Genomic DNA, 23,510 nt, shown 5'->3' with positions numbered 1-23,510 from the left:
AAGACCCAAGTTATGCTCATCCAAAATCCGTTAAGCCCAGCCCAATTACAACAACTTCATGACTTGCCAATCCATTGGGTAAAAACTCAGGACGCGCTTTTTGCCCTGCTCGATGACCTAGAGCAAGTCGATACCATTGCGTTAGACACTGAGTTCATCAAGCGCGACACTTTTTTTCCCATTCTTGCGCTGATCCAAATCAATACGGGTGAGGCGATTTATTTGATTGACGCGCCCAAGCTGTATTTAGAAGAGTTTTGGGAAGTGTTAGCGGATATACCCACCGTGGTGTTACATGCGTGTGGCGAAGATTTGGGGATTTATTATTTACTCTCCAACTTGCCTGCGCTGCGCAATGTGTTTGATACCCAAATTGGTTTGGGTTTTTTGACCGGTGAAAATTCGCTTGGCTATCAAAAATCGCTGCAAGAAACAATTGCTGTGCATGTAGATAAAGGTGAAAGCCAATCAGATTGGTTGCAGCGCCCATTAACACCTGAGCAAGAAAGCTATGCGGTAGACGATGTGCGTTACTTATTGCCGATGTTTGCGGCCATCAAGACACAGTTGACCGAGCAAGGTTTATGGCAATATGCGGTTGAAGACTGCCAAAGCTATACCCAAGAAATTTTTGCCAACTTTAGCATGCCTGATAACGCTTTGTACTTGAGTGTGGCTGATTACCGCGATAATCGCGAGCAACTCGCCATGCTGCAAACTCTGTGCGAATGGCGCGAACAACTTGCCAAATCAATCAATAGACCACGCACTTTTATCCTGCGCCCGCAGGCGCTCCGTGAAATCGTCGAAAAACCGCCTTTTAGCATGAAGCAGCTAAGTTTTACCAGTATCAAGCCCAATGTGATTCGCATGTATGGGCAAGAGATTTTGACGCTGATTGATAAGGTACGTAAAGAAGATGACGCAGCCTATCCAGCTCTATTGCCTTTACCCTATCGCAGTCTGTCTAGCGATGTGCAAAAACAACTGGATAAAGCCATCAAACAGCATGGGCAAACCTTGTCAATTGATGAGACAGTATTGATGCGAAAAAAATGGCTGTCAGAGCTGTATGCTTATGCTGTCGCAGCAGAAAAACCGGCATTGAGCCCTTGGCTGAGTGGCTGGCGCAAAGCGTGGATTATGGCAGAGATTTTACCCATTTTAGATACGGTGATTGCCAATAACTCGGCATCTAGCGAGCATGAAACGACCACTGAATAAATAAAAAATCCCAACACTGATTGGGATTTTTTACTACTAAATGGCTTAAAAATAAACCGATTAAAAATAAACAGGTTAAAAATAAACCGCTTAAAACGAACCCAGCATGGTACCCAAAGCAATCACCACCGTCACCGCAATCAGCGGAATTGCCATCGTCACTATGGCGACATCTTTATAAGATTGCTTATGGGTCAAATGGCAAATGGCAAATAACGTAATCACCGCACCACTATGGGGTAGCGTGTCTAAGCCACCTGCTGCCATCACCGCGACCCGATGCAATAATTCAGGATCGATGCCATGCGCCACCGCCTGCGCCAAATATTCTTTGCCTAAAATGGGCAGCGCGATACTCAAGCCGCCAGAAGAAGAACCGGTGATGCCCGCTAAGGTGGTCATAGCCACGGCTTCTGAGATTAATGGGTTATTGGGCGATAGATTTAATACGCTATCTCGTAACACCGCAAACCCCGCCAATGTCGCAATCACCGCACCATAACCGACTTCTGAGCCTGTATTAAAAATAGGCAACATGGAGCTGTAAGTGCCTTTATTAAGACTGTGTTGCAAGTTCGTCCATTTGCCCAAACGCAGCACAATCAAGGCAATAATCGCGGTGACTAAAGCGATAATGATTGACCAAAGTCCCAAAGCACCTTTTATATCCAAGTCTTTAAACTGCGTTTGCAGTGCAGAGAAATCCATACTCGGAAAAACCGCATACGTTAACAAGGCATTGATGCCGATGACCAATACCAAAGGAATCATCGCCACCATAAAAGAGGTGTGATGGGGGTCTAGGTTATCAGCGTGCAGCTCATCATCTTCATGAATACCATATCCTTCGCCAGCCGTTTTGGCGCTATGGGCGCGTCGTTGCAGCCACAGCATGCCCAAGCCAAACATCACAAGCGAACCAATAATACCCAGTATGGGTGCAGCAAAGGCATTGGTACCATAATAGGGAATGGGAATGGCGTTTTGGATGGCCGGTGTCCCGGGTAACGCTGTCATAGTAAAGGTAAATGACCCTAACGCAATCGCCCCTGGAATTAGCCTTTTTGGCACCCCTGCTGACTTGAACAAATCTTTAGCAATCGGATAAATGGCAAAAGCCACCACAAACAGCGACACACCGCCATAGGTTAAAATCGCACAGACCAAAACCACAGCCAGTATGGCTTTATTCGCGCCTAATTTACTAACCACCGTTCTGGCAATCGCTGTGGCAGCCCCAGAGTCTGCCATGAGCTGACCAAACACCGCCCCGAGCAAAAATATGGGAAAAAACTTCAATAGAAAGCCACTCAACGCTTTCATAAAAACGGTGGTATAGATAGGTAGTGAGCTTAGAATATCGCCTGATAGCGCCACCGCTAGGGTTGCCATCAAGGGCGCTAAAATTAATACAGAATAGCCGCGATAGGCAAAATACATTAATAGAAATAGCGAAATAATAATCGCAATGGTACTAAACATAATGTCATCCTTGACTTATTATGGGTTTAAAGTCACGCGTAGTGATTACAATTTTTTTGAGTCCCCTGCATCATAACAGAATTCTTTTGACTCGCAATTGGCTTTATAGCAAAAAGCCACACATTTTTGCATGGCTTTTGTAATAAATACGGTAAGTATTGATTGAGGTTTACTCTGCGATTTCACCATTCTCATAGCTTGAGATATCGGGGCAAGAACAGATTAAGTTTTTGTCGCCATACACATCATCGATACGGCTCACCGATGGCCAAAACTTATTGTCACGTACATAGGCAAGTGGATAGGCGGCTTCTTCACGGCTGTATGGACGATCCCAGTCACCGGTTACCACTTGCGCGGTGTGTGGTGCGTTCACCAGTGGGTTGTTATCTGCTGGCCACTCGCCGTTTTTAACTTTCATCGCCTCAGCTTTGATTTGAATTAAGGCTGAGATAAAGCGGTCTAGCTCTTCTTTGCTTTCCGACTCAGTCGGCTCAATCATCAAAGTACCTGCCACGGGGAAAGACATGGTAGGCGCATGAAACCCGTAATCCATTAAGCGTTTGGCGATATCAACTTCGGTGATACCTGTTTCGGCTTTTAGTGGGCGGATGTCAATGATACATTCATGGGCGACGCGACCGTTTTCACCACTATAAAGCACGGGGTAATGGTCTTTTAATTTCATAGCGGTGTAATTGGCATTTAATAGCGCAGCTTCTGTCGCTTGCACCAAGCCATCACGACCCATCATGGTGATATACATCCATGAGATAGGCAAGATGCTGGCTGAACCAAACGGGGCAGCCGATACCGCACTCATGCCATCTTGGGCATTGGGCACCGCAGATACGACGTGGTTGGCAATAAAAGGCGCCAAATGTGATTTCATGCCGATAGGACCCATGCCAGGACCGCCGCCGCCGTGTGGAATACAGAAAGTTTTGTGCAAATTCATGTGTAGGACGTCAGCACCGACATCCGCAGGTTGCATCATGCTGACCTGCGCGTTCATGTTAGCGCCATCCATATACACTTGACCGCCGTGTTGATGAATCAAGTTGCAGATATCACGGATACCTTCTTCAAACACACCGTGCGTCGAAGGGTAGGTAATCATCAAGGCGCCCAAATTGTCACTGTATTTTTCCGCTTTTTCAGTCAAGTCGGCAATATCAACGTTACCACGCTCATCGGTGGCTACCACGACGACTTCCATCCCCATCATTTGTGCCGTGGCAGGATTGGTGCCGTGTGCGGAGCGCGGAATCAGACAGATATGACGATTGGGTTGACCTAAGCTTTCATGATAACGACGAATCGCCAATAGTCCTGCGTACTCGCCTGATGCGCCTGAGTTTGGCTGCATAGAAATAGCGTCAAACCCTGTGATGGCTTTGAGTTGCTCTTGTAAGCCTTCAATCATTTCAATATAGCCACCCACTTGTTCACGAGGTGCAAATGGGTGCACATTGGCAAATTCATTCCAAGTAATCGGTAGCATTTCGCTAGTGGCGTTAAGTTTCATGGTACAACTACCCAGCGAAATCATACTGTGATTCATCGCCAAGTCTTTGTTTTCTAGCTTTTTCAAATAACGCAGCATTTCATGTTCGGTGTGATAGCGATTAAACACAGGATGAGTTAAAATCGCATCGGTACGTAGCAATGATGCTGGCAAAGATAAGCTGATATCATCGGATAATTGAGCGGCTACGCCTGTAAATAACTGCGTGAGTACACCAAAATCCGCTGCGTCACTGGTTTCGTTAAAGGCAATGGCGATATGGTTATCGTCTACTTTGCGCAGGTTATAGCCGATATTGAGGGCATTTTGATAAATTTGCTCAGTTTGACCTTCGGTATTAACCAACACGGTATCAAAAAACTGCTCATGCACAATCGACATGCCAGCTTGTTTGATGGCTTGGGCAAAAGCACTGGCTAACGCATGAATGCGGGTGGCGATACGTTTGATGCCTTCAGGACCATGATACACCGCATACATCCCAGCCAAATTGGCTAGCAGCACTTGCGATGTACAAATATTTGAGTTGGCTTTTTCGCGGCGGATATGTTGCTCACGGGTTTGTAGTGCCATACGCAAGGCTTGTTTACCTTGGGCATCCACCGATACGCCAATGATACGACCTGGGGCAGAGCGCTTGGCACTGTCTTTAAAGGCAAAATAAGCCGCGTGTGGACCACCAAAGCCCATCGGCACGCCAAAACGCTGGGTATTACCCAGTGCCACATCCGCACCCATGCTACCTGGTGATTTAAGAAGTACCAGACTCATCACATCAGCGGCAACGATTGTCTGCGTGCCTTTAGCTTTGACTGCACTGATGATATCAGTTAAATCAACCACATCGCCTTGCGCGCCCACGTATTGGAAAATCGCGCCAAAGAAATCACCCTGTTTGGCAACGTCGAAATCACCGACCACTATATCCCAACCAAAATACTTGGCACGGGTTTTGATGACATCTAAGGTTTGTGGGTAGATACGGCTATCAACAAAAAATTGGTTAGATTTACTTTTACCCACGCGTTTTGCCATCGCCATCGCTTCAGCCGCCGCCGTCGCTTCATCAAGCAAACTTGCGCCCGCCAATTCAAGACCTGATAAGTCAATACAAACTTGTTGGAAGTTGAGTAATGCCTCTAAACGACCCTGGGCAATCTCTGCTTGATAAGGGGTATAAGCCGTGTACCAGCCTGGGTTTTCAAGCACATTGCGCGCAATGACGGCAGGTAGGCGAGTCGGATAATAGCCTAAGCCAATATAGCTTTTATTGACCTTGATTTTATCCGCCAAACCGCGCAACTTTGCCAAGGCATCATGCTCAGTCATACTGAGGGGTAAATCCAGCTCTTTGCTAAGACGTACCGAAGCTGGCACCGTCTGTTCAATAAAGCTTGCCATGCTGTCAGCGCCGACGGCTTTTAGCATCGCTTCTTTTTCATCTTGGCTAATACCAACATGACGATGAATAAATTCTGATGATTGGAATAAATCAGCAAATGATTGAAAAGACGGTTGACTCATTCAAGTTTCCTTTAGCGTCTGATAAAACATTGAAAAAAATAGCAGGTTTTGCCATGGCTAACATGACAAACATCGGTTGAATGGATAAAAATTACACTTTAACGATATTACACCTTAACGATAAAGCGCTCACGCTCAAAACGGTATTGCTCACTATAGATACCACGTTCGTCGCGCTCACCGGCAGCAATTACCATGCAAATATGCTGCTCTTCATTGAGGTCAAGCAATTTTTTGAGTTGTGGCTCATCAAATCCTCCCATGGGACAACTATCAAAACCGTGGGCACGCAAGGCAAGCATCAAATTCTCGGCAGCCAGTGAGGTGCTAATGAGCGCCCAGTTTTTGAGATCGTCAGCATCATAGATGGGGTCAACCATCGCACCTCTGACTTTACGAGTGGCTTGGGTCAGCGCCCACTTAGTAGGGGTGAACACATTCATCACACCGCGCGTCATGGTCAGCGGAATGAGCTTGCCATAATAATCTTGCACGGGTTTTGGTACAGGTTTGACAGGAAAATACTTGATATTGTCTTTGGCATGTTGACGCCACGTGTCAGTGCGAGCGACCACGACAATCAGCTTATTGGCGGTTTTTGCTGCATTTTGGCTCATACAATAAGTCACAGTTTTTTGGCGCTTTTCTTCTGATTCAATCACAAAAAATTGCCAAGGCTGTAAATTACTTGAGCTAGGCGCTAACATCGCCATATCAAGACAAGCATTGAGCACCTCATCACTGATGGGCGTTTTGGTAAAGCGTCGTACCGAACGGCGAGTGCTCACCACCTCATAAAAACTGGCTTGTTTTGGGTCAGCAAGCGGGGTAAGTGTTGACATAGCAGCTCTCAAGTTAACAAAATAAAGGATGCATTACAGTTAATTGATAGGATAATAGACTAAGGTAATCAAGCGATTACCTTAGTGCTAGGCTCTATAACGACGATTAGATAAAAGCAATGAGATAAAGATAATTAAATACTATCTTGGTACTCGTCTGCGTCCATCAAGCCTTGGTAATCATCGGCATTGTCTGGTTTGATTTTAAAGAACCAACCTTCGCCATAAGGATCTTCATTAATGGTTTCTGGAGCATCTACCAAGGCTTCATTGACCGCTAGGATTTCACCAGCGATGGGCGCGTAGACATCCGAGGCAGCTTTCACCGATTCGACCACGGCAATTTCAGCATCCACGTCAACGTGTTCACCCACTTCAGGCAATTCAACATACACGATGTCACCGAGCAAGTCTTGGGCATGGTGAGTAATACCAACGGTGATAGTGCCGTCTTCTTCTTGGCGTAACCATTCATGACTAGCCACATATTTTAAATCTGCTGGAATATTGCTCATAACTATTTTCCTCAAAGCGAAAGTAGGGGTGAAAATAAAAGGCTGTTAGCCAAGCAGTCACACTTGGCGCCTTTTTACTAACCAGTTTTAAAAAGCTTTATAATTCAAAGGTTTAATAATTTAAAAAGCTTAGTAATTTAACAAACTGAGTAACAAAAATTTGGTCGATACACTATATATCGACCAAACTTGAAAACCAAATTAGCAGTTTAACCCATTTAAAGAGTAAATCGGATTAAATAGCATTACACACAAAGTTATAATCACGACCTTGTGAGGTCACGGTTAACGCACCTTCTGCACCTTTAACGCCCCAATCATACATGGTAGTTTTGGTGGCATTTGACAAGGTATAACGATTACCCGAGCCTGAGACATCTTGTTTTAACACCATCGCCGCTTGGTTTAGACCGAGCATTGGCGAGGTGATTTTTAAATTAGCGACATTGCTGCCGTTTTCTTCACCATAGAATGCCACAACTTCAGTGTTGTTGTCACATTTAAAGGTTTGTGAATTTGCTTGAACTGCCAACACTTGTGACGGACTGGGCTGTGCAACTTGGGTTGAGGTACAGGCTGCCAAACTTGCTAAAAACGGTACAACAAAGAGTAACTTTTTCATGATTTTACCTTCTAAAGTATGATGAATTTATTATCGATTTTTCAAATTACGCTGACTAATTATTTGAATGTTGTTCATTAATAAGCGCTAAATCCATCATAACATGATAAAATCTCAGTTGAATTGTTTGTTGCCATTTCTAACAAACGGTAACGAAATGATACGTACTGGCGTCGCTGTGCCCCGCAAATCAACGGTGGCTGCTGTATCCGTCGTCTTTGGAATACGCGCAATCGCAATCGATTGTTTTAGGCTTGGGCTAAAAGTGCCGCTGGTGATTACCCCAGTTTTGCCATTGTCTAGCGTTACCGTCATGCCTTCACGCAGTACCCCACGTGACTCTAGCACTAAGCCTACTTGCATGACGTCATTACCCTCAGCAATCGCTTGGTCTTGTTTGGCTTGCATCGCTTCACGACCCACAAAATCCCGATCCTCTTTTACCGCCAACGTCCACGCCATACCGCATTCATATGGATTGATGGTTTCATCCATCTCATGGCCGTACAAATTCATGCCCGCTTCAAGACGTAATGTATCACGGGCACCTAATCCTGCTGGGGCGATGCCATGGTCTTTGAGTAAGGTAAAAAATGTTGAGGCTTGCGCTTGTGGCAAAATGACTTCAACGCCGTCTTCACCCGTGTAACCGGTGCGCGCCACAAACCAATCTGCGCCTTCAATGTCGGTCAAATCTTTGCCCACAAACGGTTTTAAGGTGGCTAGGCTATCTGCCCAATTCGGTTTGGCTTGGCTCAGTTTATGCAAGGCATTAGGGCCTTGCACCGCAAGCATAGCAAGTTCTGGGCGCTCGGTAATGGTGACAGCAAAGTCTTTGGCGACTTTGTCAAATTGTGCCAAATCTTTATCACGGGTGGCGGCATTTGAGACGATACGATACTCGGTCTCTGCATCGTTCATCCGGTAAACGATTAAGTCATCAATCACGCCGCCGTTTTCGTTTAGCATGGCAGAATAAAGCGCTTTACCGACAAATTTGAGTTTGGCGACATCATTGGCGAGCAGTTTTTGCAGCCAAGCTTTGGCGTCTTTGCCGGCGATGTCAGTCACGACCATATGGGACACGTCAAACATGCCCGCATCCGTACGCACGACGTCATGCTCTTGAATCTGTGAGCCATAATGGATAGGCAATTCCCAACCAGAGAAGTCAACGATTTTGCCGTTGCTATCGATATGGGATTGATAAAAAGGGGTGCGGTTTAAAGGCTTGTCTGTGGCTGACATGGCAAATCCTTGAATGGGTAAAATCAAATAACGGCTTGATGGTTTATTTGATGTTTTAACAGCGTGGGATAAAACGCCAAAACCAAACATCGCACATCAATAGAGCACTAAAACTAATCCAACCTGATGTCGGTAGCTATCAGCCCTATCTGTCCTGTTACCTGAGATTTTCAATCGACTTGTCAATTTCTTGTAGTATAGCTTATAGTACAGATAGACAAGTCAATCTTTTCCCCTTCGGTGGTATTGCAAAGCAATACACTCTCCAGATTTGTTATATTTTGATGCAGTGCATATGCCACTGCCAAAAATTACGATTCCAGTCCTTTTACCTGAGCGATTATAGGGTCTTTACGCCTTCGGTGATGGTTTTGGTATTTCATAATTTGATGAAAAACAAAACAACATTCTCTCCTGAAATCTTCGGTTATTATGCTGGGTTTTTAACTTTTTGACAAGCAAATTTGCACAGATTTTATGACCGCCTCATATTTTGGCAATACTGGATTATGAGCATTATTGTGTTATAGCAAATAAAGCCAAAAGCAAGTATGATTAAAGCCACTGATGAATATGAAACTTGAAGTATTTAAATAAAGTTAAAGTGCTTAAATAATTTTTGTGGTTTTGGGTTAAATTTTTGCGCGCTGACCCCATTAAAAGCAGAATAATTTAGCCTTTAACATTTTGAATATCTTTGAATATTAACTCCAAATACCAAAAATTATTAACAGTCACTATTGATTAACAATGGGTAGATGAGCTGAGTTTTACCTTATTTTTTACCTTATAAAGATGGCATGATAACAGGAATAAAATAACGATGGACTTGATGAATATTTCGTTGGTAGGCATTTTAACCAGTCTAGCCATGGGGGGTACGTTGCCCGATGATAGCAAAACCCAACAGCAAGTGGCGCAAGTGTCAACTCATATTTTGCCAAATATTGCAGGACAGTGGCAGCTACGTCTTGATAAAACCGACGCTGCGCAGCCAAATTGCCAAGAGCGTTATAATTTTGGGCGCGATCAGCAATTTATCGGTTCAAGCGGTCAGGAGTTTACGTACGGCAAATATTTATACGCTGACACAGGGGATGGCTTACCTGCACTAGCGATTCAGACCCAATATGATAACAATGCAACAGACTGTTCTGGCAATCGCGTTGATCAGACCGGCGATATTTTGGTTGCTTATGTCAAACAGCAAGGCGAGCAAATGCAGTGGTGCAAGGATAGTAAAGGCACCCGATGTGATATGACATTGTACCGTGTGTTGCCTTAATTTTTTTTACTTTTTCTCTCTATATCCCATAGCACTGGCAAGATTTGCCAGTGCTATTATCCCTGTTAAAACTTGCAACTAGTGTCAAATACTTATGATTCCACCTTTTTCAAGTGCCAATTCGCAGCAACGTCTGATTAGTCCGATGGGGCGCTCAGAAGATCAAAATGACAATAATATCCGTCCAGCCTTACTCGCTGAATATATCGGTCAGCCTGTGGTTAAAGAACAAATGGGCGTGTTTATCAACGCGGCATTATCGAGAAAAGAAGCGCTCGACCATACCTTGATATTTGGACCGCCTGGACTGGGTAAAACTACACTCGCCAACATTATCGCCCGTGAGATGGGCGGGAATTTGCGCTCAACGTCTGGTCCTGTGCTTGAACGCGCGGGTGATTTGGCAGCGATGCTGACCAATTTAGAGCCTGGTGATGTGCTGTTTATTGATGAGATTCACCGTTTAAGCCCGATGATTGAAGAAATCTTGTATCCTGCGATGGAAGATTTTCAGCTTGATATTATGATTGGCGAAGGACCGGCTGCGCGCTCCATAAAGCTTGATTTGCCGCCTTTTACTTTGGTGGCTGCGACCACGCGAGCAGGTTTGTTGACCTCGCCACTGCGGGACCGTTTTGGCATCGTACAGCGATTAGAGTTTTATAATGTAGAGGACTTAACGACCATTGTCACAAGATCGGCTGGATTGCTTAACGTGCCTATGACCAAAGAAGGGGCAGTGGAAGTCGCTAGACGTTCGCGCGGTACACCGCGTATTGCCAATCGGTTGCTACGCCGCGTACGCGACTATGCCCAAGTTAAAGGCGATGGCACCGTCACCGCTGAAATTGCGCATAGCGCACTCGATATGCTCGCAGTTGATAAACGCGGGCTTGATAATCTTGATAGACGTTATCTTGAGATGTTAGAGGAGCGTTTTAATGGCGGGCCTGCGGGGGTTGAGTCGATTGCGGCGGCTTTGGCAGAAGATAGAGGCACGCTTGAAGATGTGATTGAGCCGTATCTGATTCAGCAAGGCTATATCGTACGCACCGCACGGGGGCGGATGTTGACTTAGTTTTTTGAATTTTTGGAGTGACAAATAAAAACCCCTTACATTGTGTAAGGGGTTTTTTACTGACTACAAATCAGTAACAGTATGGATTGTTGTTAATATATTTATAACCATTAAATTGTGTTCTAAGACCAAATGGACTGATCCAGTTTGGACGAAGTGGTGGTGTTGCATCAGGCTCAGATACGTCTTCTTCAGCGGTTGGTAAAGTAATCGTACGGTATTCGACAAATTCAGTACCATTTACCTTGGTAGTAACTTTAATCATACCTATCCACCAACCAGCAGACTCCTTAGTATATCGAATACTAAAATCAAGCTTACCAGTTGCATCAGTCATCATGGTTTGACCATTCACTAGCTCAGTTCCACTGGCAGATAATATAGTCGCTGGGTTAATTGGGTCTAATTTACCATTTTTGTTAGCATCTTCTAGAGCATCCAAAATACCATTGTTGTTGGCATCTTCGTTAAGACACATTACAGCACCAGGTGTGGTAACGCCCCAACTGTCATAATGTCTAATTCCCCATTTTGCTGGAACTTCAGGTACTGCTGGACTAGACTCATCTTGAGCAGTGTTAGGATCATCTTTTACTTCAGGTACAGCTGGTATTTTTGGAATTACATAGTATTCTCCTAACAGATACTGTACAGGAATAATCGACACTGACACAGGCTGATTGGCAGCTGGCTGACTAATATTGTTATTAACAAAAATAGAACCATCGTAAACATAGTAAATATTGCGACCATCTGGATGTTGGCGAATCTTATCAGCAAAACCGAAACCAATAAATGTCGCATTGGTCTGTACAGTCAAGGTTTTAATTTCGGAAGTCAATGGGGTAACTGTTTGTGCATTGCCATTTACCTGAATTGAATTAACCGTCGTACGAATTTGCACAGCATCGTTTGCTGTTGGAGTACGACCTGAATAGTATTTAACTATTGCATTACCGCTATCATCTGTAATGGCATAACCTTTCTCGAGACGTCCACCTGAAGCGTCTTGAACAAGTGAAAATTCAACAATCGCATTCTTAACAGGCAAGTCGTTTGAGTCTTTAACAGTGGCAATCACATTGGTTTCGCCATTGGTCGATAATGTTGTACGCTCAATTTGAAGTAATAGCTTTTTAACATCTGCCGTTAAGAAGCTAATGCTATCTGTAAATACTTGCTCACCATTGTATTCAAGTACTAAATTGGCTGTGTTTGCGACAGGCGAGCTAATTGTAAAATTAACGTAGTTTTCAAGTACTCCCTCATTATTAGTACGTTGTTGGACTAAACCTTCAACTCTAGTACCTTGACCATTTAATGTACCTTTATTGGTTGATAAATAAACAGTGGCTCTCTTTCTATTCTCTGCATCTTTATTAGGATCGCTATCAGGGACGTAGTTAGGAATAGCAAAACCATTTTTATCTTTAGGTCTTAAAATCGTAATTTGACCTGTGGTATTGACCATGATTTCATTATTTGCCATTAACACATTATTGGCGCTTACTTCTAACTTGGTTTCAGTTTGGCTGACAACCTTCAGTTCAGTCAAAGCGATTGGTGAAGAGCTAATCTCAACGCCTTGTGAATTAGTACCAAATAACTTCACTGATAGCGGATATTTGGTTGCTTGTCCACCGAGTTCTGCTTGAGAAACGGTAAAGGTAAACTTACCCTGTGCATCTGTGGTATAAAATTTAGGCGTGGCTAATGACTTATCACTCAACAATAGTTCAACTTTGGTATTAGCAAATGGTTTGCCACTACCATCTAAAGCTGTTGCTGAAATAGTGCTGTTAGTGGTAGCACTGATTTCTTTATTAGAAACAAATAAGTTATCAATCGTCGTGCCTGTAATTGGGATTGTGACTTCTTCTTTTTCAGCTCTGTATACACCATCGTTTACAATTACGCTGATTTTGCCAGTGCCATTGAGTCGAGAAACTAGACCAATATCATTTTGTGATAAATCAACCGTGACAAGTCCTTTATCATCTGTTTTTAAGGTTGAAACTTTGTTAAATGATAAACCACGTGCAATGCCATCTTCAAGAATTTGTAGATAAACTGGCACATTTGCCTTAATACCACCATTAATATCTGTTACTCGGATAGTCATTGACAGGCTATCATTACCAGTTCTCAGTTCATCTTTAGATTTACTGACAAATACATTGTAAGCTTGGGTTGCTGATTGACTGCTTGCACTGACGATAGTGGTCGTACCTACAGACACACCAGATTGGGCAGTGACGACTAAACCATTTTGTAAAGCAGTCGTTGCCTTGGCAAGGTCTTTGATTTCAACTTCAATGGTTGCTTCACCATTGGCGTTAGTATTGACAACCGCACCTGTGTTATTGACCAAGCCAGAATCCGTTGGAACTTTGAAGCTGACTTGCGCATTTGGCACGACGGCGCCGTTTTTATCTACTGCCAGCGCTGTGACTTTGACTTTTGAGCCAATAGCCAATTGAATTGCTGAATCACTGGTTAATAACAATGTGTTGACGCTATTGGCCGTAATCGCTTCTTGGGTTCTTAAGGTGACCGTTGAGCTAGTGATAGCACCGGCAGTTGCTTTAAATGATAGGCCACTGGTTTGTAGATAATATTTTTGGTCTGGGGTGAGTGCACCGACTTTTAAAGTTAATACCGCTTCACCATTGGCATTGGTGGTTGTCTGAAGTGGGGTGGTATTAATTATACCCGTTGCAGCTGCCGCATCCAATAGCGTAAAGCTAACTGGCATGTTCGCTAGGCTGAAATTTTTGGCATCACGCACTTGGGCAGTCACGTTGATTGTATCACCATTATTGGTAGTTAGCGTATTAACATCTGTAACCAAATTGACTTTAGCAATGTCATTCACTGTCGGTTGTGCGGCGGTTTTGGTGAGAGGTACATTGAGTGTTTGTGTTACATTACCGTTAGATACGGCTTTTACCATATAGCCACTTGCAATCAATTTTTCCGCTTTGGCTGGGTCTATCACGCGTAAACGGATATAAGCTGTCCCCTTAGGGATAATTACTGCTCGCTCGCCAATCATCGGCTCTACAGGTGCAGCGACTTCACTGGTCAATACTGTAGAAGGCGATAAGCTCACAATGCCAGTGGTTGTCGGGTCTGGTAGGTTGAAAGTAACAGGCGCATTGGTAACAGCACCGTTTTGAGCATCGACTGTGTGAGCCATCACAATGAACTCATTGCCTTGGCTCAATACGACTGGCGTATTTGGGAAATTCTCTAAGACCACTTTATCAATGCTCACTTCATTGACGGCTTTGGCTTTTAGCGTGATTTCACCTACAGCGCCACTTGGGGCAGTGACTTTAACTTTTAGACCATTTTGTAGATAGGCTTTTTGGCTAGCGGTTAATAAGTTTTTGACTTCTAAATCGATACTGGCTTCGCCTTTTTCGTCCGTTTTCACGGTTGTACCCGTGATATTAAAGACATTAGTCAACGCTGGATCTGGAATGCTAAATGTCAAATCACTGGCAGCGACTCCGCCAAAGTTACCATTCAATGCAGAAGCAGTCACATGGACTTTAGAGCCTGCCATCATCAAAATATCATCTCTATCAGCGGTGACAGCGATAGAGGTAATGACGCTATCAATCCCTGCATCTCTGGCAGTGAGTTTAATCGGATTAATTTTGGTGCCATTTGGTACTGTCGCGTTGACTACTAAACCATTGGTAAGTAGATAATTACGTTGGGTTTTTGATAAAGAGTCAATACGTAGCTTGATAACGGCTTTGCCTTGCGTATCGGTAGTAACCGTTGACCCTGATAAATTAGCAATACCCGTTGATTCCAACCCTGGCAATGAGAAAGTGACAGGTACTTTGCTCAATGGACCCTGATTGGCATCTGCTACCGACGCAGTAATATCAAAGGTAGTACCCACGGTCAAATCGAAAATATTATTAGATAAACTACTACTCAATGCACCTTGTTTGACTAACGCAATATTAGCTTCGACTGGCACTGCTGAAGGATCGATGCCTTTTAAGGTGATATTACCTTTAACGTCAACTGGTGTCGTGTTCATGGTATTCTTAGATACCGCTTGGATGCTGATACCGTTTTGAATCAGGTAGTCTTTGGCAGCTGTCGATTTGACTTCTAGCTCAATCGTGGCTTCACCACTGGCATTAGTGGTGATATTTGAGGTATCAGAAACTGCATACACACCCGATACGGATGGGTTAGTTAGCAGATTGAATTCAACAGGTGCCCCGCCAATACCAGTATTATTACCATTGAGTACTGACGCAGTCACAGTGAAGCGTTCGCCAATTTTGATATTAAATGGATTAACGGGCGATGTTAATTTGACCGATTTGACATCAAGGCGTTTGACACTGGTATCCACGCCTTTTAATATTAAGGCAGGTGCAGCTTTACCGTTGGATGTGGCATTGATGGTAAAACCGTTAAGTAATGCTTGTTTTTGCGCATCTGTAAGCGATTTCACCTCTAAAGTAATGACCGCTTCACCCTTATCATCTGTTAATACCGTAGAAGCGGATAAACTGGCTACACCTGTATCTGCAAAGCTTGGCAGAGTAAACGTGACAGGCGTGTTTTTAACGACACCTTTTTGGTCGTCTAATACAGTAGCGACCACTTTAACTTGGCTACCAATGGTTAAAGGAATATTTGAGCCTGTTAGATTAACTGTGCTTACCGATACTTCATTGGCCGCTTTGGCAGCAAGATTAATAACACCTTGTCGACCATTTTGTGCGGCTACAGTTACATTTAAACCATTTAAAAGTGCGGCTTTCTGAGCATCAGTCAAGGTTGTTTTAACTTCAAGGTCAATAATGGCTTCGCCTTTGTCATTAGTAGTAACGGTAGAGCCGCTTAAATTAAAGACACCTGTTAATGCTGGATTTGGAATATTGACGGTTAGGTTTTGGCCTTTAATCCCACCGAAATTCTTGTCAAGTGCAACAGCGGTGACACGTACACGACTACCTGCCGCCATAATAATATTGTTGGAATCAGCCGTAACTGAAATTGAATCAATTGTATTATCAGGCGTCGTAACGTTTTTAGCCGAGAGCTGTAGCGGTGAAATTACTGTACCATTAGGCACTGCGGCTTTAACTGTCAAGCCATTGGTAAGTATATAGTTACGTTGGTCTGCAGACAATGATTTAATTTCAAGATTAATGATTGCTTCACCATTGGCATTCGTGACGATGGTAGAACCTGACAGATTAGCGATACCTGTTTTATCTAAATCAGGTAAGGTAAAACTAACAGGTACACCATCTAATTTGCCATTGTTAGCATCTGCGATGGATGCTGTGATTGACAGCTTATTCCCTACCGTCAGATCAAATGGGTTCACGCTAGATACTAATAAAGCTTTACTGACTTTAGCAATATTGGCACTTAACGTTGGATCGGTGCCAAGAATAGTTTTCTTGCCGCTGATATCAGCAGGTGGATTATTTAACGTGTTTTTAGCAATCGCAGTGATAGTTACGCCATCAGTTAACAGTAATTGCTTAGCGGCTTCTGACTTAACTTCAAGCTCAATAGTCGCTTCACCATTTACGTTAGTAATAACATTGGTCGTATCAGAGACAGCATAAACACCAGTCAAACTAGGATTATCAATAGTAAACTCAACAGGAGCGCCACCTATACCTGTATTGTTAGCACCTAATACAGATGCAGTAACCGTAAATCGCTCTCCTGTTTTGATATTAAATTTACTGATAGGGCTTGATAAATTGACTGCTTTTACATCAAAGCGCTTGATAGTATCCATGCCTGTTAAAGTAAGCGCAGGTGCCACTTTACCATTGGCAGTGGCATTAATGGTAAAGCCTTTTAATAAGTTGGCTCTTTGGGTATCAGTCAGCGACTGAACTTGCAATGTAATAATAGCCTGACCCTTATCATCGGTAATAATGGTTGATGGCGACAAACTTGTCACACCATAATCCGCTAAAGATGGTAGGCTAAAAGTTACTGGTGAGTTGGCAATGGTACCGTTTTGTGCATCGCTCACATTAGCAGTAACTGTGAACTGGCTACCCACAGATAGGGGAATATTGGTGACATTGGAAGTTAAGTTAACATTTGAAACTACGACATCATTGACTGCTTTTGCCGATAATTTGATTTGACTAGTTTTGCCATTGGCGGCAGTGATATCAACTACCAAACCATTAGCCAGTGCCTGTTTTTGTGCAGCAGTTAAGGCAGATTTGATTTGCAGGTTAAAAATCGCTTCGCCTTTTGAATCAGTGGTAATCGTTGAGCCTGTAATATTGTACACGCCCGTAGCTGATGGGTCTGGAATTTTAACCGTTAAAGTTTGATTCGCCAATCCACCAAAATTTTTATCCAGTGCGATGGCAGTGACTTTTACAGTGCTACCCGCTGTCATCAAAATATTATCGCTATCTGCTACGACTGAAACACTTTCAACCGTAACAGGAAGGGTGGAAGATTGTTTCGCTGATAATTTTATAGGTGCAACACTAGTACCATTAGCAACTGATGCGTTAACAGTTAAACCATTACTCATTAAGTAACTACGTTGAGTTGCATTAAGAGAGGTAAGGGACAAATTAATAGTGGCCTTGCCTTGGGCATCAGTGGTGACTGTTGAGCCCGACAAATTAGCGATACCCGTTTGATCTAGTCCAGGTAAGGTAAATGTCACTGGTACGTTAGCTAACGCACCTTGAGATGCATCTAACACATTGGCAGTCACAGTAAAGGTATTACCGACTGTTAAATCAAACTCGTTGTTAGTAAGACTAGAAGAAAGACCGACTTTTGAAACCTTAGTAATATTTTCATTAAATGCGGGGTCTTTACCCAAGATATTTAATTTATTTGTTACGTCAACAGGGGTAGTGCCAGTCGTATTTTTTGCAGTGGCTGTGATATTAATGCCCTGTGACAATAGTTTAGCTTTAGCAGCTTCAGATTTTACTTCAAGCTCGATGGTCGCCTCACCACTGGCATTTGTTACCACATTAGAGGTATCAGAAACCGCATAAACACCTGTCGTACTTGGGTCATCAAGTTTAAATTGGACAGGTACACCACCTAGACCAGTGTTTGAACTGTTTAACACTGAAGCAGTAACTGTGAATTTTTCACCAACTTGTACATTAAAGTTGGGTTTTGGTGTCGTTAGATTGACCTTTTGCACATCTAGCTTAGTCGTCGTACTACCTTGCTCGACTCCCTTTAAATTAATAGTATTGGATGCAACACTACCTGTTCTCGCAGTTGAGTTAATGGTTAATCCAGTATTTAACAGATAACTTATTTGTTCAGCTGACAAGGATTTGAGCTCTAACTCCAAAATTGCTTCACCTCTGTCATTGGTTAACACACTTAAATTACTATTAGCAAAAATACCACTAAGAACTGAATTTCCGATATTAAAATCGATGGTCGTGTTCGGAATGATATTATTGTCTTTATCCACTGCTAATGCCGTAACATTAATTTTCGTACCTTTTACCAACGTAATATTTTGGCTGTCGCTAATTAATAGTAAATTACTGACAGTCACGGTAGGCGTTGGGGTCGTGGTATTAACATCGGTGCCTTTTAGGGTTTTACTTGTTGAAACTGTACCTACTGTGGTAGTCACAACCAAACCATTTTGTTTTAAATAGTTTTTTTGATCATTGGTCAAAGACTTAATATCAAGTTTGATAACCGCTTTACCCGTGTCATCAGTGACTAAATTTGGACTAATTCCACTAAACACGCCTGTTACGCTTGGGTCTGTAATCTGAACGCTTACCGGGACACTAGCAACACCGATATTGTTACTGTTTAAGGCGTAGACAGTTAACTCTACACTATCGCCAACATTCATATAAAAATCAGAACTGGTACTGACTAATTGAACTTTTTTGACACTGGCAAGATTGGTCGTAGTGGTCGAATCTGTACCCGTGCTTGGGTTAGTGACACTGACCGTACCTGTTTTCACAGGCGGCGGCAATGTATCATTACCGCCACCACCGCCACAACCCGCGAGGGCAAGTGCGGTCGTCAATGCAGAGAGTTGAAAGGACTTGATTAGGTTGGTAGAGATAGCCATAAAGTTATCCTAGAGACAGTAAGTAAGGCTGCTAAATAAATCGATAGATATAAAAAAATTACCAATTTTTCGATAAGCAAAAAATGTTACGTGATTGATGCTAAAATATAATTTTTGATGCTATCTACTTTACTAAGTTTGCACAAAAGTTACAACAAATTCTAATCATAATTTGATGAATTTAATCGAATTAAAATGGTAAGGTGTCAACAAGATTTCTAAATTTAACGCTATTTTTTTAGAGGGCGTATAAAGAAGTTGCCCTGCATCTACGATATTGCTAAAAACTCACTAACCACCCCAATGCCAAAAAATGTAAATTAAGTGATAAAGTATGCTGTCAAAAAATCTTTCCACAACTTGTAATATCATTGACCATATATCGTTATATCATTTTTGGGCAAACACTCTGCCACCATTGCTGCCAATAGTAGCAGATGGGTCACACGTATCAATTTGTTATCTAAAAAAAGTCATGCCTGAGCTGTTAAAAGTCGTTCTTTACCAATTGTCGGCAAAAATTCAGCAAAATCTGTCATTAATCCATCAAAATTTGGCACAGGTAACAGATAAAAATAGTTTTACCTCCGAATTTTTCACTAGTTTAGTTACAAAAAATTTGACTGAAAAAGGCATCAACTTTGTAACCTTAAAACAACTGTCTAAAAATAGCCTATCGATTTTTGAGCAGTTGTTTGACGATGAAACCCAAAAAACCATGATTGCCGGCGTGCTACTGGAAAAAACCCATCTGCCTTTAGATAACCTGTTAACTATCTGGCAAACCATCACTGCATTGGCGCTGATAAATTTGGCAAATATGATAAGCTCACTACAAAACAACATAGACTCAGCGCAGATTACTGAGTGGCTTGCGATGCAGCCGGTTTTTTTTATGTCACCAGAAGATACGGGGCTGATGAATGCAGTGGATTTTAGGCGCGCTGTCAGTTTTCAAGCAATACATCAACAGCAATTAAAATGGTCAAAAATTCAAAATATTGCGGATTTGCCTATCTATCAACAGCATATTGTCCAGCAAATAACTATTTATAAAGCGTCCAATTTTTTTAAAATTGCGCCAATAACCATCCCGCATGCTCACCTCAATCAACATGTGATTTCAAACGGTAAACTCCAAATAAGTAAAGCGGTGACATCAAACGCACAAACAGCCCTTTCAACCAGCGATATTTTTGCCAAACCACAAGTTCGCAAACCCGCTTATTGGATAGATAAGCTACAAAAAAATTGGATTGCGACAGCCACTGTATTGTCTGTCGCCGTTTTTGGCGGGGTAGGCGCATTGGTGAGCGTCAAAGATAAGCCTGCCGCCACCCAACCCTCAGCAAAAATGTCAGTGGCACACCCAGTTTATCACGATGTGGCGATAGTAAAAGTCGCCTCTATAGCGGATATGACTAATCCGATAACAATGACTGAGCCTAGCAAAAAAGCAGCTATCTCTGAATTACAAGAGAATAATAAACCGCGAGATAATCAAAAATCACAAGATAATAAGCATTCAGCGCACGCTGAAAAAGCGCGAGATACGAAAAAATCCGACAAAAAGCAGCTTAACAAAGAGCGCAAAAAAACGACCAGCCCTGATTTTGGCAATGATTCTAATGCTGACTCTAAAAAAGATGTTAAAAAAGCTAACTTAGCGACCAAAGGCGGCAAGCAACCCTCTGAAAAAAACGCTAACGCTAGCAAAAAATCAGCGACTAACGATAAAACTGTAAAACAAAAAGCGCCACAAAAAGCGCAGAAAGTCTCATCGTCAACAACGGCTACTGACAAAAAATCCGCTAAAAAGCCTGATAAAAAAGCAAATAACACGATGGATAATAAGGCAGATGACAAAGCGAATAAAAAAGTGGATAACAAAGCGAATAACTAGGTGGATAATAAGATAAACAATAAAGCAAATAACAAACCCAGTAGTAAATCCAAAACCCATTAACACAATCATCGAAACGACATAAACTGACGTATTATTTGTCAGTGTACTTGGCTTGCGAATATTTTCATGTCGTTTTTTGGCTAAAACTGCTATCATGCACAAGTTTTTCAACGCTTCAATTATCGGTTTTTGACGTTGTTTTTTTAAGGCACTCTCAAAACTGTTCGAGGAAATCATGAGCGCAGCGACTGCACCTATCAATAATTTTACTATTACCGCACCTGATGATTGGCACATTCATTTACGGGATGGGCAGGCGCTTGCCACGACGGTGCCACATGCTGCGGCCAATTTTCGCCGCGCCATTTGTATGCCAAATTTGGTGCCACCCGTCAAAACAGCCGCTGATGCTATCGCTTATCGTGAGCGTATTTTGGCGCAAGTGCCCAATGACAGTATCTCCCAGCAATTTGAGCCATTGATGACGCTTTACTTAACCGAGTCACTGACGGCAGCAGACATCGAAGCCGCTGTTGATTCCGGTGTAGTAAAAGCAGTCAAGTTATATCCTGCAGGTGCGACCACCAACTCAGCCGATGGTGTGACCAATATCAATAACTGCACCGATGTATTTGCCAAGATGGAGGCGTTGGGTTTGCCGCTGTTGGTGCATGGTGAAGTGACGCACCATCATATTGATATTTTTGACCGTGAAAAACGCTTTATTGATGAAGTGATGGTCAATCTCATTGATAAATTTCCAAAACTAAAAATCGTCTTTGAACACATCACCACCAGTGATGCCGCTGACTTTGTGTTGTCACAGGGCAAAAATGTCGCAGCGACGATTACCCCGCAGCATTTACTGTTTAATCGTAATCACCTGCTGGTGGGCGGGATTAAACCGCATTTTTATTGCTTGCCGATTTTAAAACGCCAAAGTCACCAAAAAGTATTACTTGATGTGGCAACCAGTGGTAATCCCAAATTTTTTATTGGCACTGACTCTGCGCCCCACTCGACACATACCAAAGAAAATGCTTGCGGTTGTGCAGGCTGTTACAGCGCATCGATTGCGCTGCCTTTGTATGCGCAAGCCTTTGACAGCGTGGGCAAACTTGACAAGTTAGAAGGCTTTACCAGTATTCACGGGGCAAAGTTTTATGGCTTGCCTATCAATAGTGATAAAGTAACCTTGGTGCGTGAAGCCTGGCAAGTTCCCGAGCATTATCCTTATCTTGACGGTAAAGATTTGACCCCGCTGATGGCTGGGCAAACGCTGGACTGGAAAGTGATGCCATTTAATTTAGCAGTATGATTGTTCACCCTTTATTTTTTCTGTTTTTTTCCGCAAGGTAACGTATGACCGCCACAACTGAATCGATGACTATTACCAACCGTTTTCGCAATTACTTGCCCGTGGTGGTGGATGTAGAGACAGCAGGGTTCAATCCAAAAACCGATGCCTTGCTTGAGATTGCCTGTATTCCAATTTTGATGGATGATAGCGGGCGTTTTTACCCAGGTGAGGCGATCAATGCCCATATTGAGCCGTTTGAAGGGGCAAATCTTGAAGCGCGCGCCCTGCAATTCACCGGTATCAATCCGCATAGCCCGATGCGAAAAGCCATTGCCGAAGATGAAAAAACCGCCATTCGCCGTATTTTTAAATATTTAAAAACGGTGCGTCAATCGACCCAATGTACCAAATGTATTTTGGTAGGGCACAATGCGCATTTTGACTTGGGCTTTTTAAATGCTTTAATTGAGCGTACCAATAGCAAAAATCAAAGCCAATTTCACCAGTTCTCCGTGTTAGATACCGTCACCTTATCCGCGCTTGCGTTTGGTCAAACGGTACTGGCGAGAGCGTGCAAACTCGCTGGACTAGAATTTGATGGCAATGAAGCGCATTCTGCCTTATATGACACCCAAAAAACGGCTGAATTGTTTTGTTATATCTTAAACAATTATCCGCTGCTGACACCAAACTTGGCGAGCGATGAGGCTAATGATGAGGAGCATGATGAGCGTCAGGATAGCGATGACGAGGTCGTACTAGTGCCATCTGACGACCCAACGGATGGCTAAATTTTTTTAAATACTGTGATTGGGATATTTAACCTTGTTTAACATCCAAATCACG

The 23,510-nt window shown here is 43.0% G+C and carries 13 protein-coding genes and 2 riboswitches; of the genes, 6 read left to right on the top strand and 7 right to left on the bottom strand.

Features of this window, described 5'->3' with window-relative positions:
* Positions 1-12: 12 nt before the first annotated feature.
* Complete coding sequence (locus tag H9W84_RS07605) at positions 13-1,224, top strand: ribonuclease D (RefSeq protein WP_239742823.1); 1,212 nt, start codon at positions 13-15, stop codon at positions 1,222-1,224.
* 90 nt (positions 1,225-1,314) lie between these two features.
* On the opposite strand, the gene H9W84_RS07600 is transcribed toward H9W84_RS07605, so the two are convergent.
* The 6 genes from H9W84_RS07600 to gcvT form a co-directional block, all read right to left on the bottom strand.
* Positions 1,315-2,706, bottom strand: a complete 1,392-nt coding sequence (locus H9W84_RS07600; RefSeq protein ID WP_239742821.1) for a GntP family permease — start codon at positions 2,704-2,706, stop codon at positions 1,315-1,317.
* 169 nt (positions 2,707-2,875) lie between these two features.
* Positions 2,876-5,758, bottom strand: a complete 2,883-nt coding sequence (gene gcvP, locus H9W84_RS07595) for an aminomethyl-transferring glycine dehydrogenase (protein ID WP_239742819.1) — start codon at positions 5,756-5,758, stop codon at positions 2,876-2,878.
* Positions 5,759-5,865: 107 nt separating this feature from the next.
* On the bottom strand, positions 5,866-6,600 hold the full coding sequence (locus H9W84_RS07590; RefSeq protein WP_239742817.1) for a nitroreductase family protein: 735 nt from the start codon (positions 6,598-6,600) through the stop codon (positions 5,866-5,868).
* A gap of 134 nt (positions 6,601-6,734) precedes the next feature.
* Positions 6,735-7,115 carry a glycine cleavage system protein GcvH gene (gene gcvH, locus H9W84_RS07585; RefSeq protein ID WP_007115930.1) on the bottom strand — a complete coding sequence of 127 codons (381 nt, stop codon included), beginning with the start codon at positions 7,113-7,115 and terminating at the stop codon, positions 6,735-6,737.
* 235 nt (positions 7,116-7,350) lie between these two features.
* On the bottom strand, positions 7,351-7,737 hold the full coding sequence (locus H9W84_RS07580; protein ID WP_050325026.1) for an MliC family protein: 387 nt from the start codon (positions 7,735-7,737) through the stop codon (positions 7,351-7,353).
* Positions 7,738-7,851: 114 nt separating this feature from the next.
* Positions 7,852-8,985 (bottom strand): glycine cleavage system aminomethyltransferase GcvT, encoded by a 1,134-nt coding sequence (gcvT, locus tag H9W84_RS07575; protein ID WP_239742815.1) that lies wholly within the window; start codon positions 8,983-8,985, stop codon positions 7,852-7,854.
* A 139-nt stretch (positions 8,986-9,124) separates the two neighbouring features.
* A riboswitch (glycine riboswitch) is annotated at positions 9,125-9,264 on the bottom strand.
* A 31-nt stretch (positions 9,265-9,295) separates the two neighbouring features.
* Positions 9,296-9,412, bottom strand: a riboswitch (glycine riboswitch).
* 405 nt (positions 9,413-9,817) lie between these two features.
* Here gcvT and H9W84_RS07570 point away from each other — a divergent pair.
* Together H9W84_RS07570 and ruvB are read left to right on the top strand one after the other, a co-directional pair.
* Complete coding sequence (locus tag H9W84_RS07570; protein WP_239742813.1) at positions 9,818-10,270, top strand: hypothetical protein; 453 nt, start codon at positions 9,818-9,820, stop codon at positions 10,268-10,270.
* A gap of 94 nt (positions 10,271-10,364) precedes the next feature.
* A complete protein-coding gene (gene ruvB / locus H9W84_RS07565) occupies positions 10,365-11,348 on the top strand; it encodes a Holliday junction branch migration DNA helicase RuvB (protein ID WP_062331309.1) in 984 nt (327 codons plus the stop codon).
* A gap of 70 nt (positions 11,349-11,418) precedes the next feature.
* On the opposite strand, the gene H9W84_RS07560 is transcribed toward ruvB, so the two are convergent.
* Positions 11,419-19,458 (bottom strand): hypothetical protein, encoded by an 8,040-nt coding sequence (locus H9W84_RS07560; RefSeq protein ID WP_239742811.1) that lies wholly within the window; start codon positions 19,456-19,458, stop codon positions 11,419-11,421.
* 475 nt (positions 19,459-19,933) lie between these two features.
* On the opposite strand from H9W84_RS07560, the gene H9W84_RS07555 reads away from it, so the two are divergent.
* The 3 genes from H9W84_RS07555 (at position 19,934) to rnt (ending at position 23,455) form a co-directional block, all read left to right on the top strand.
* Complete coding sequence (locus H9W84_RS07555) at positions 19,934-21,361, top strand: hypothetical protein (RefSeq protein WP_239742809.1); 1,428 nt, start codon at positions 19,934-19,936, stop codon at positions 21,359-21,361.
* Positions 21,362-21,599: 238 nt separating this feature from the next.
* On the top strand, positions 21,600-22,682 hold the full coding sequence (gene pyrC, locus H9W84_RS07550; protein WP_239742808.1) for a dihydroorotase: 1,083 nt from the start codon (positions 21,600-21,602) through the stop codon (positions 22,680-22,682).
* Between the two features lie 44 nt (positions 22,683-22,726).
* Positions 22,727-23,455 (top strand): ribonuclease T, encoded by a 729-nt coding sequence (rnt, locus tag H9W84_RS07545; protein ID WP_239742806.1) that lies wholly within the window; start codon positions 22,727-22,729, stop codon positions 23,453-23,455.
* The last annotated feature ends 55 nt before the right edge of the window (positions 23,456-23,510 follow it).

The organism is Moraxella tetraodonis, from assembly GCF_022359095.1.
In the GTDB taxonomy this organism is placed as follows: domain Bacteria; phylum Pseudomonadota; class Gammaproteobacteria; order Pseudomonadales; family Moraxellaceae; genus Faucicola; species Faucicola tetraodonis.
Note: the sequence above shows the minus strand (reverse complement) of the source record. Positions and strands in the feature narration are given on the sequence as shown.

What these genes read in the sequence shown, in the direction of transcription:
- pyrC (WP_239742808.1), top strand. Translation starts at nt 21,600, where the DNA reads ATGAGCGCAGCGACTGCACCTATCAATAATTTTACTATTACCGCACCT.
- H9W84_RS07590 (WP_239742817.1), bottom strand. Translation starts at nt 6,600, where the DNA reads ATGTCAACACTTACCCCGCTTGCTGACCCAAAACAAGCCAGTTTTTAT.
- gcvP (WP_239742819.1), bottom strand. Translation starts at nt 5,758, where the DNA reads ATGAGTCAACCGTCTTTTCAATCATTTGCTGATTTATTCCAATCATCA.
- H9W84_RS07555 (WP_239742809.1), top strand. Translation starts at nt 19,934, where the DNA reads ATGCCTGAGCTGTTAAAAGTCGTTCTTTACCAATTGTCGGCAAAAATT.
- H9W84_RS07570 (WP_239742813.1), top strand. Translation starts at nt 9,818, where the DNA reads ATGAATATTTCGTTGGTAGGCATTTTAACCAGTCTAGCCATGGGGGGT.
- H9W84_RS07600 (WP_239742821.1), bottom strand. Translation starts at nt 2,706, where the DNA reads ATGTTTAGTACCATTGCGATTATTATTTCGCTATTTCTATTAATGTAT.
- H9W84_RS07560 (WP_239742811.1), bottom strand. Translation starts at nt 19,458, where the DNA reads ATGGCTATCTCTACCAACCTAATCAAGTCCTTTCAACTCTCTGCATTG.
- H9W84_RS07580 (WP_050325026.1), bottom strand. Translation starts at nt 7,737, where the DNA reads ATGAAAAAGTTACTCTTTGTTGTACCGTTTTTAGCAAGTTTGGCAGCC.
- rnt (WP_239742806.1), top strand. Translation starts at nt 22,727, where the DNA reads ATGACCGCCACAACTGAATCGATGACTATTACCAACCGTTTTCGCAAT.
- ruvB (WP_062331309.1), top strand. Translation starts at nt 10,365, where the DNA reads ATGATTCCACCTTTTTCAAGTGCCAATTCGCAGCAACGTCTGATTAGT.
- gcvT (WP_239742815.1), bottom strand. Translation starts at nt 8,985, where the DNA reads ATGTCAGCCACAGACAAGCCTTTAAACCGCACCCCTTTTTATCAATCC.
- gcvH (WP_007115930.1), bottom strand. Translation starts at nt 7,115, where the DNA reads ATGAGCAATATTCCAGCAGATTTAAAATATGTGGCTAGTCATGAATGG.
- H9W84_RS07605 (WP_239742823.1), top strand. Translation starts at nt 13, where the DNA reads ATGCTCATCCAAAATCCGTTAAGCCCAGCCCAATTACAACAACTTCAT.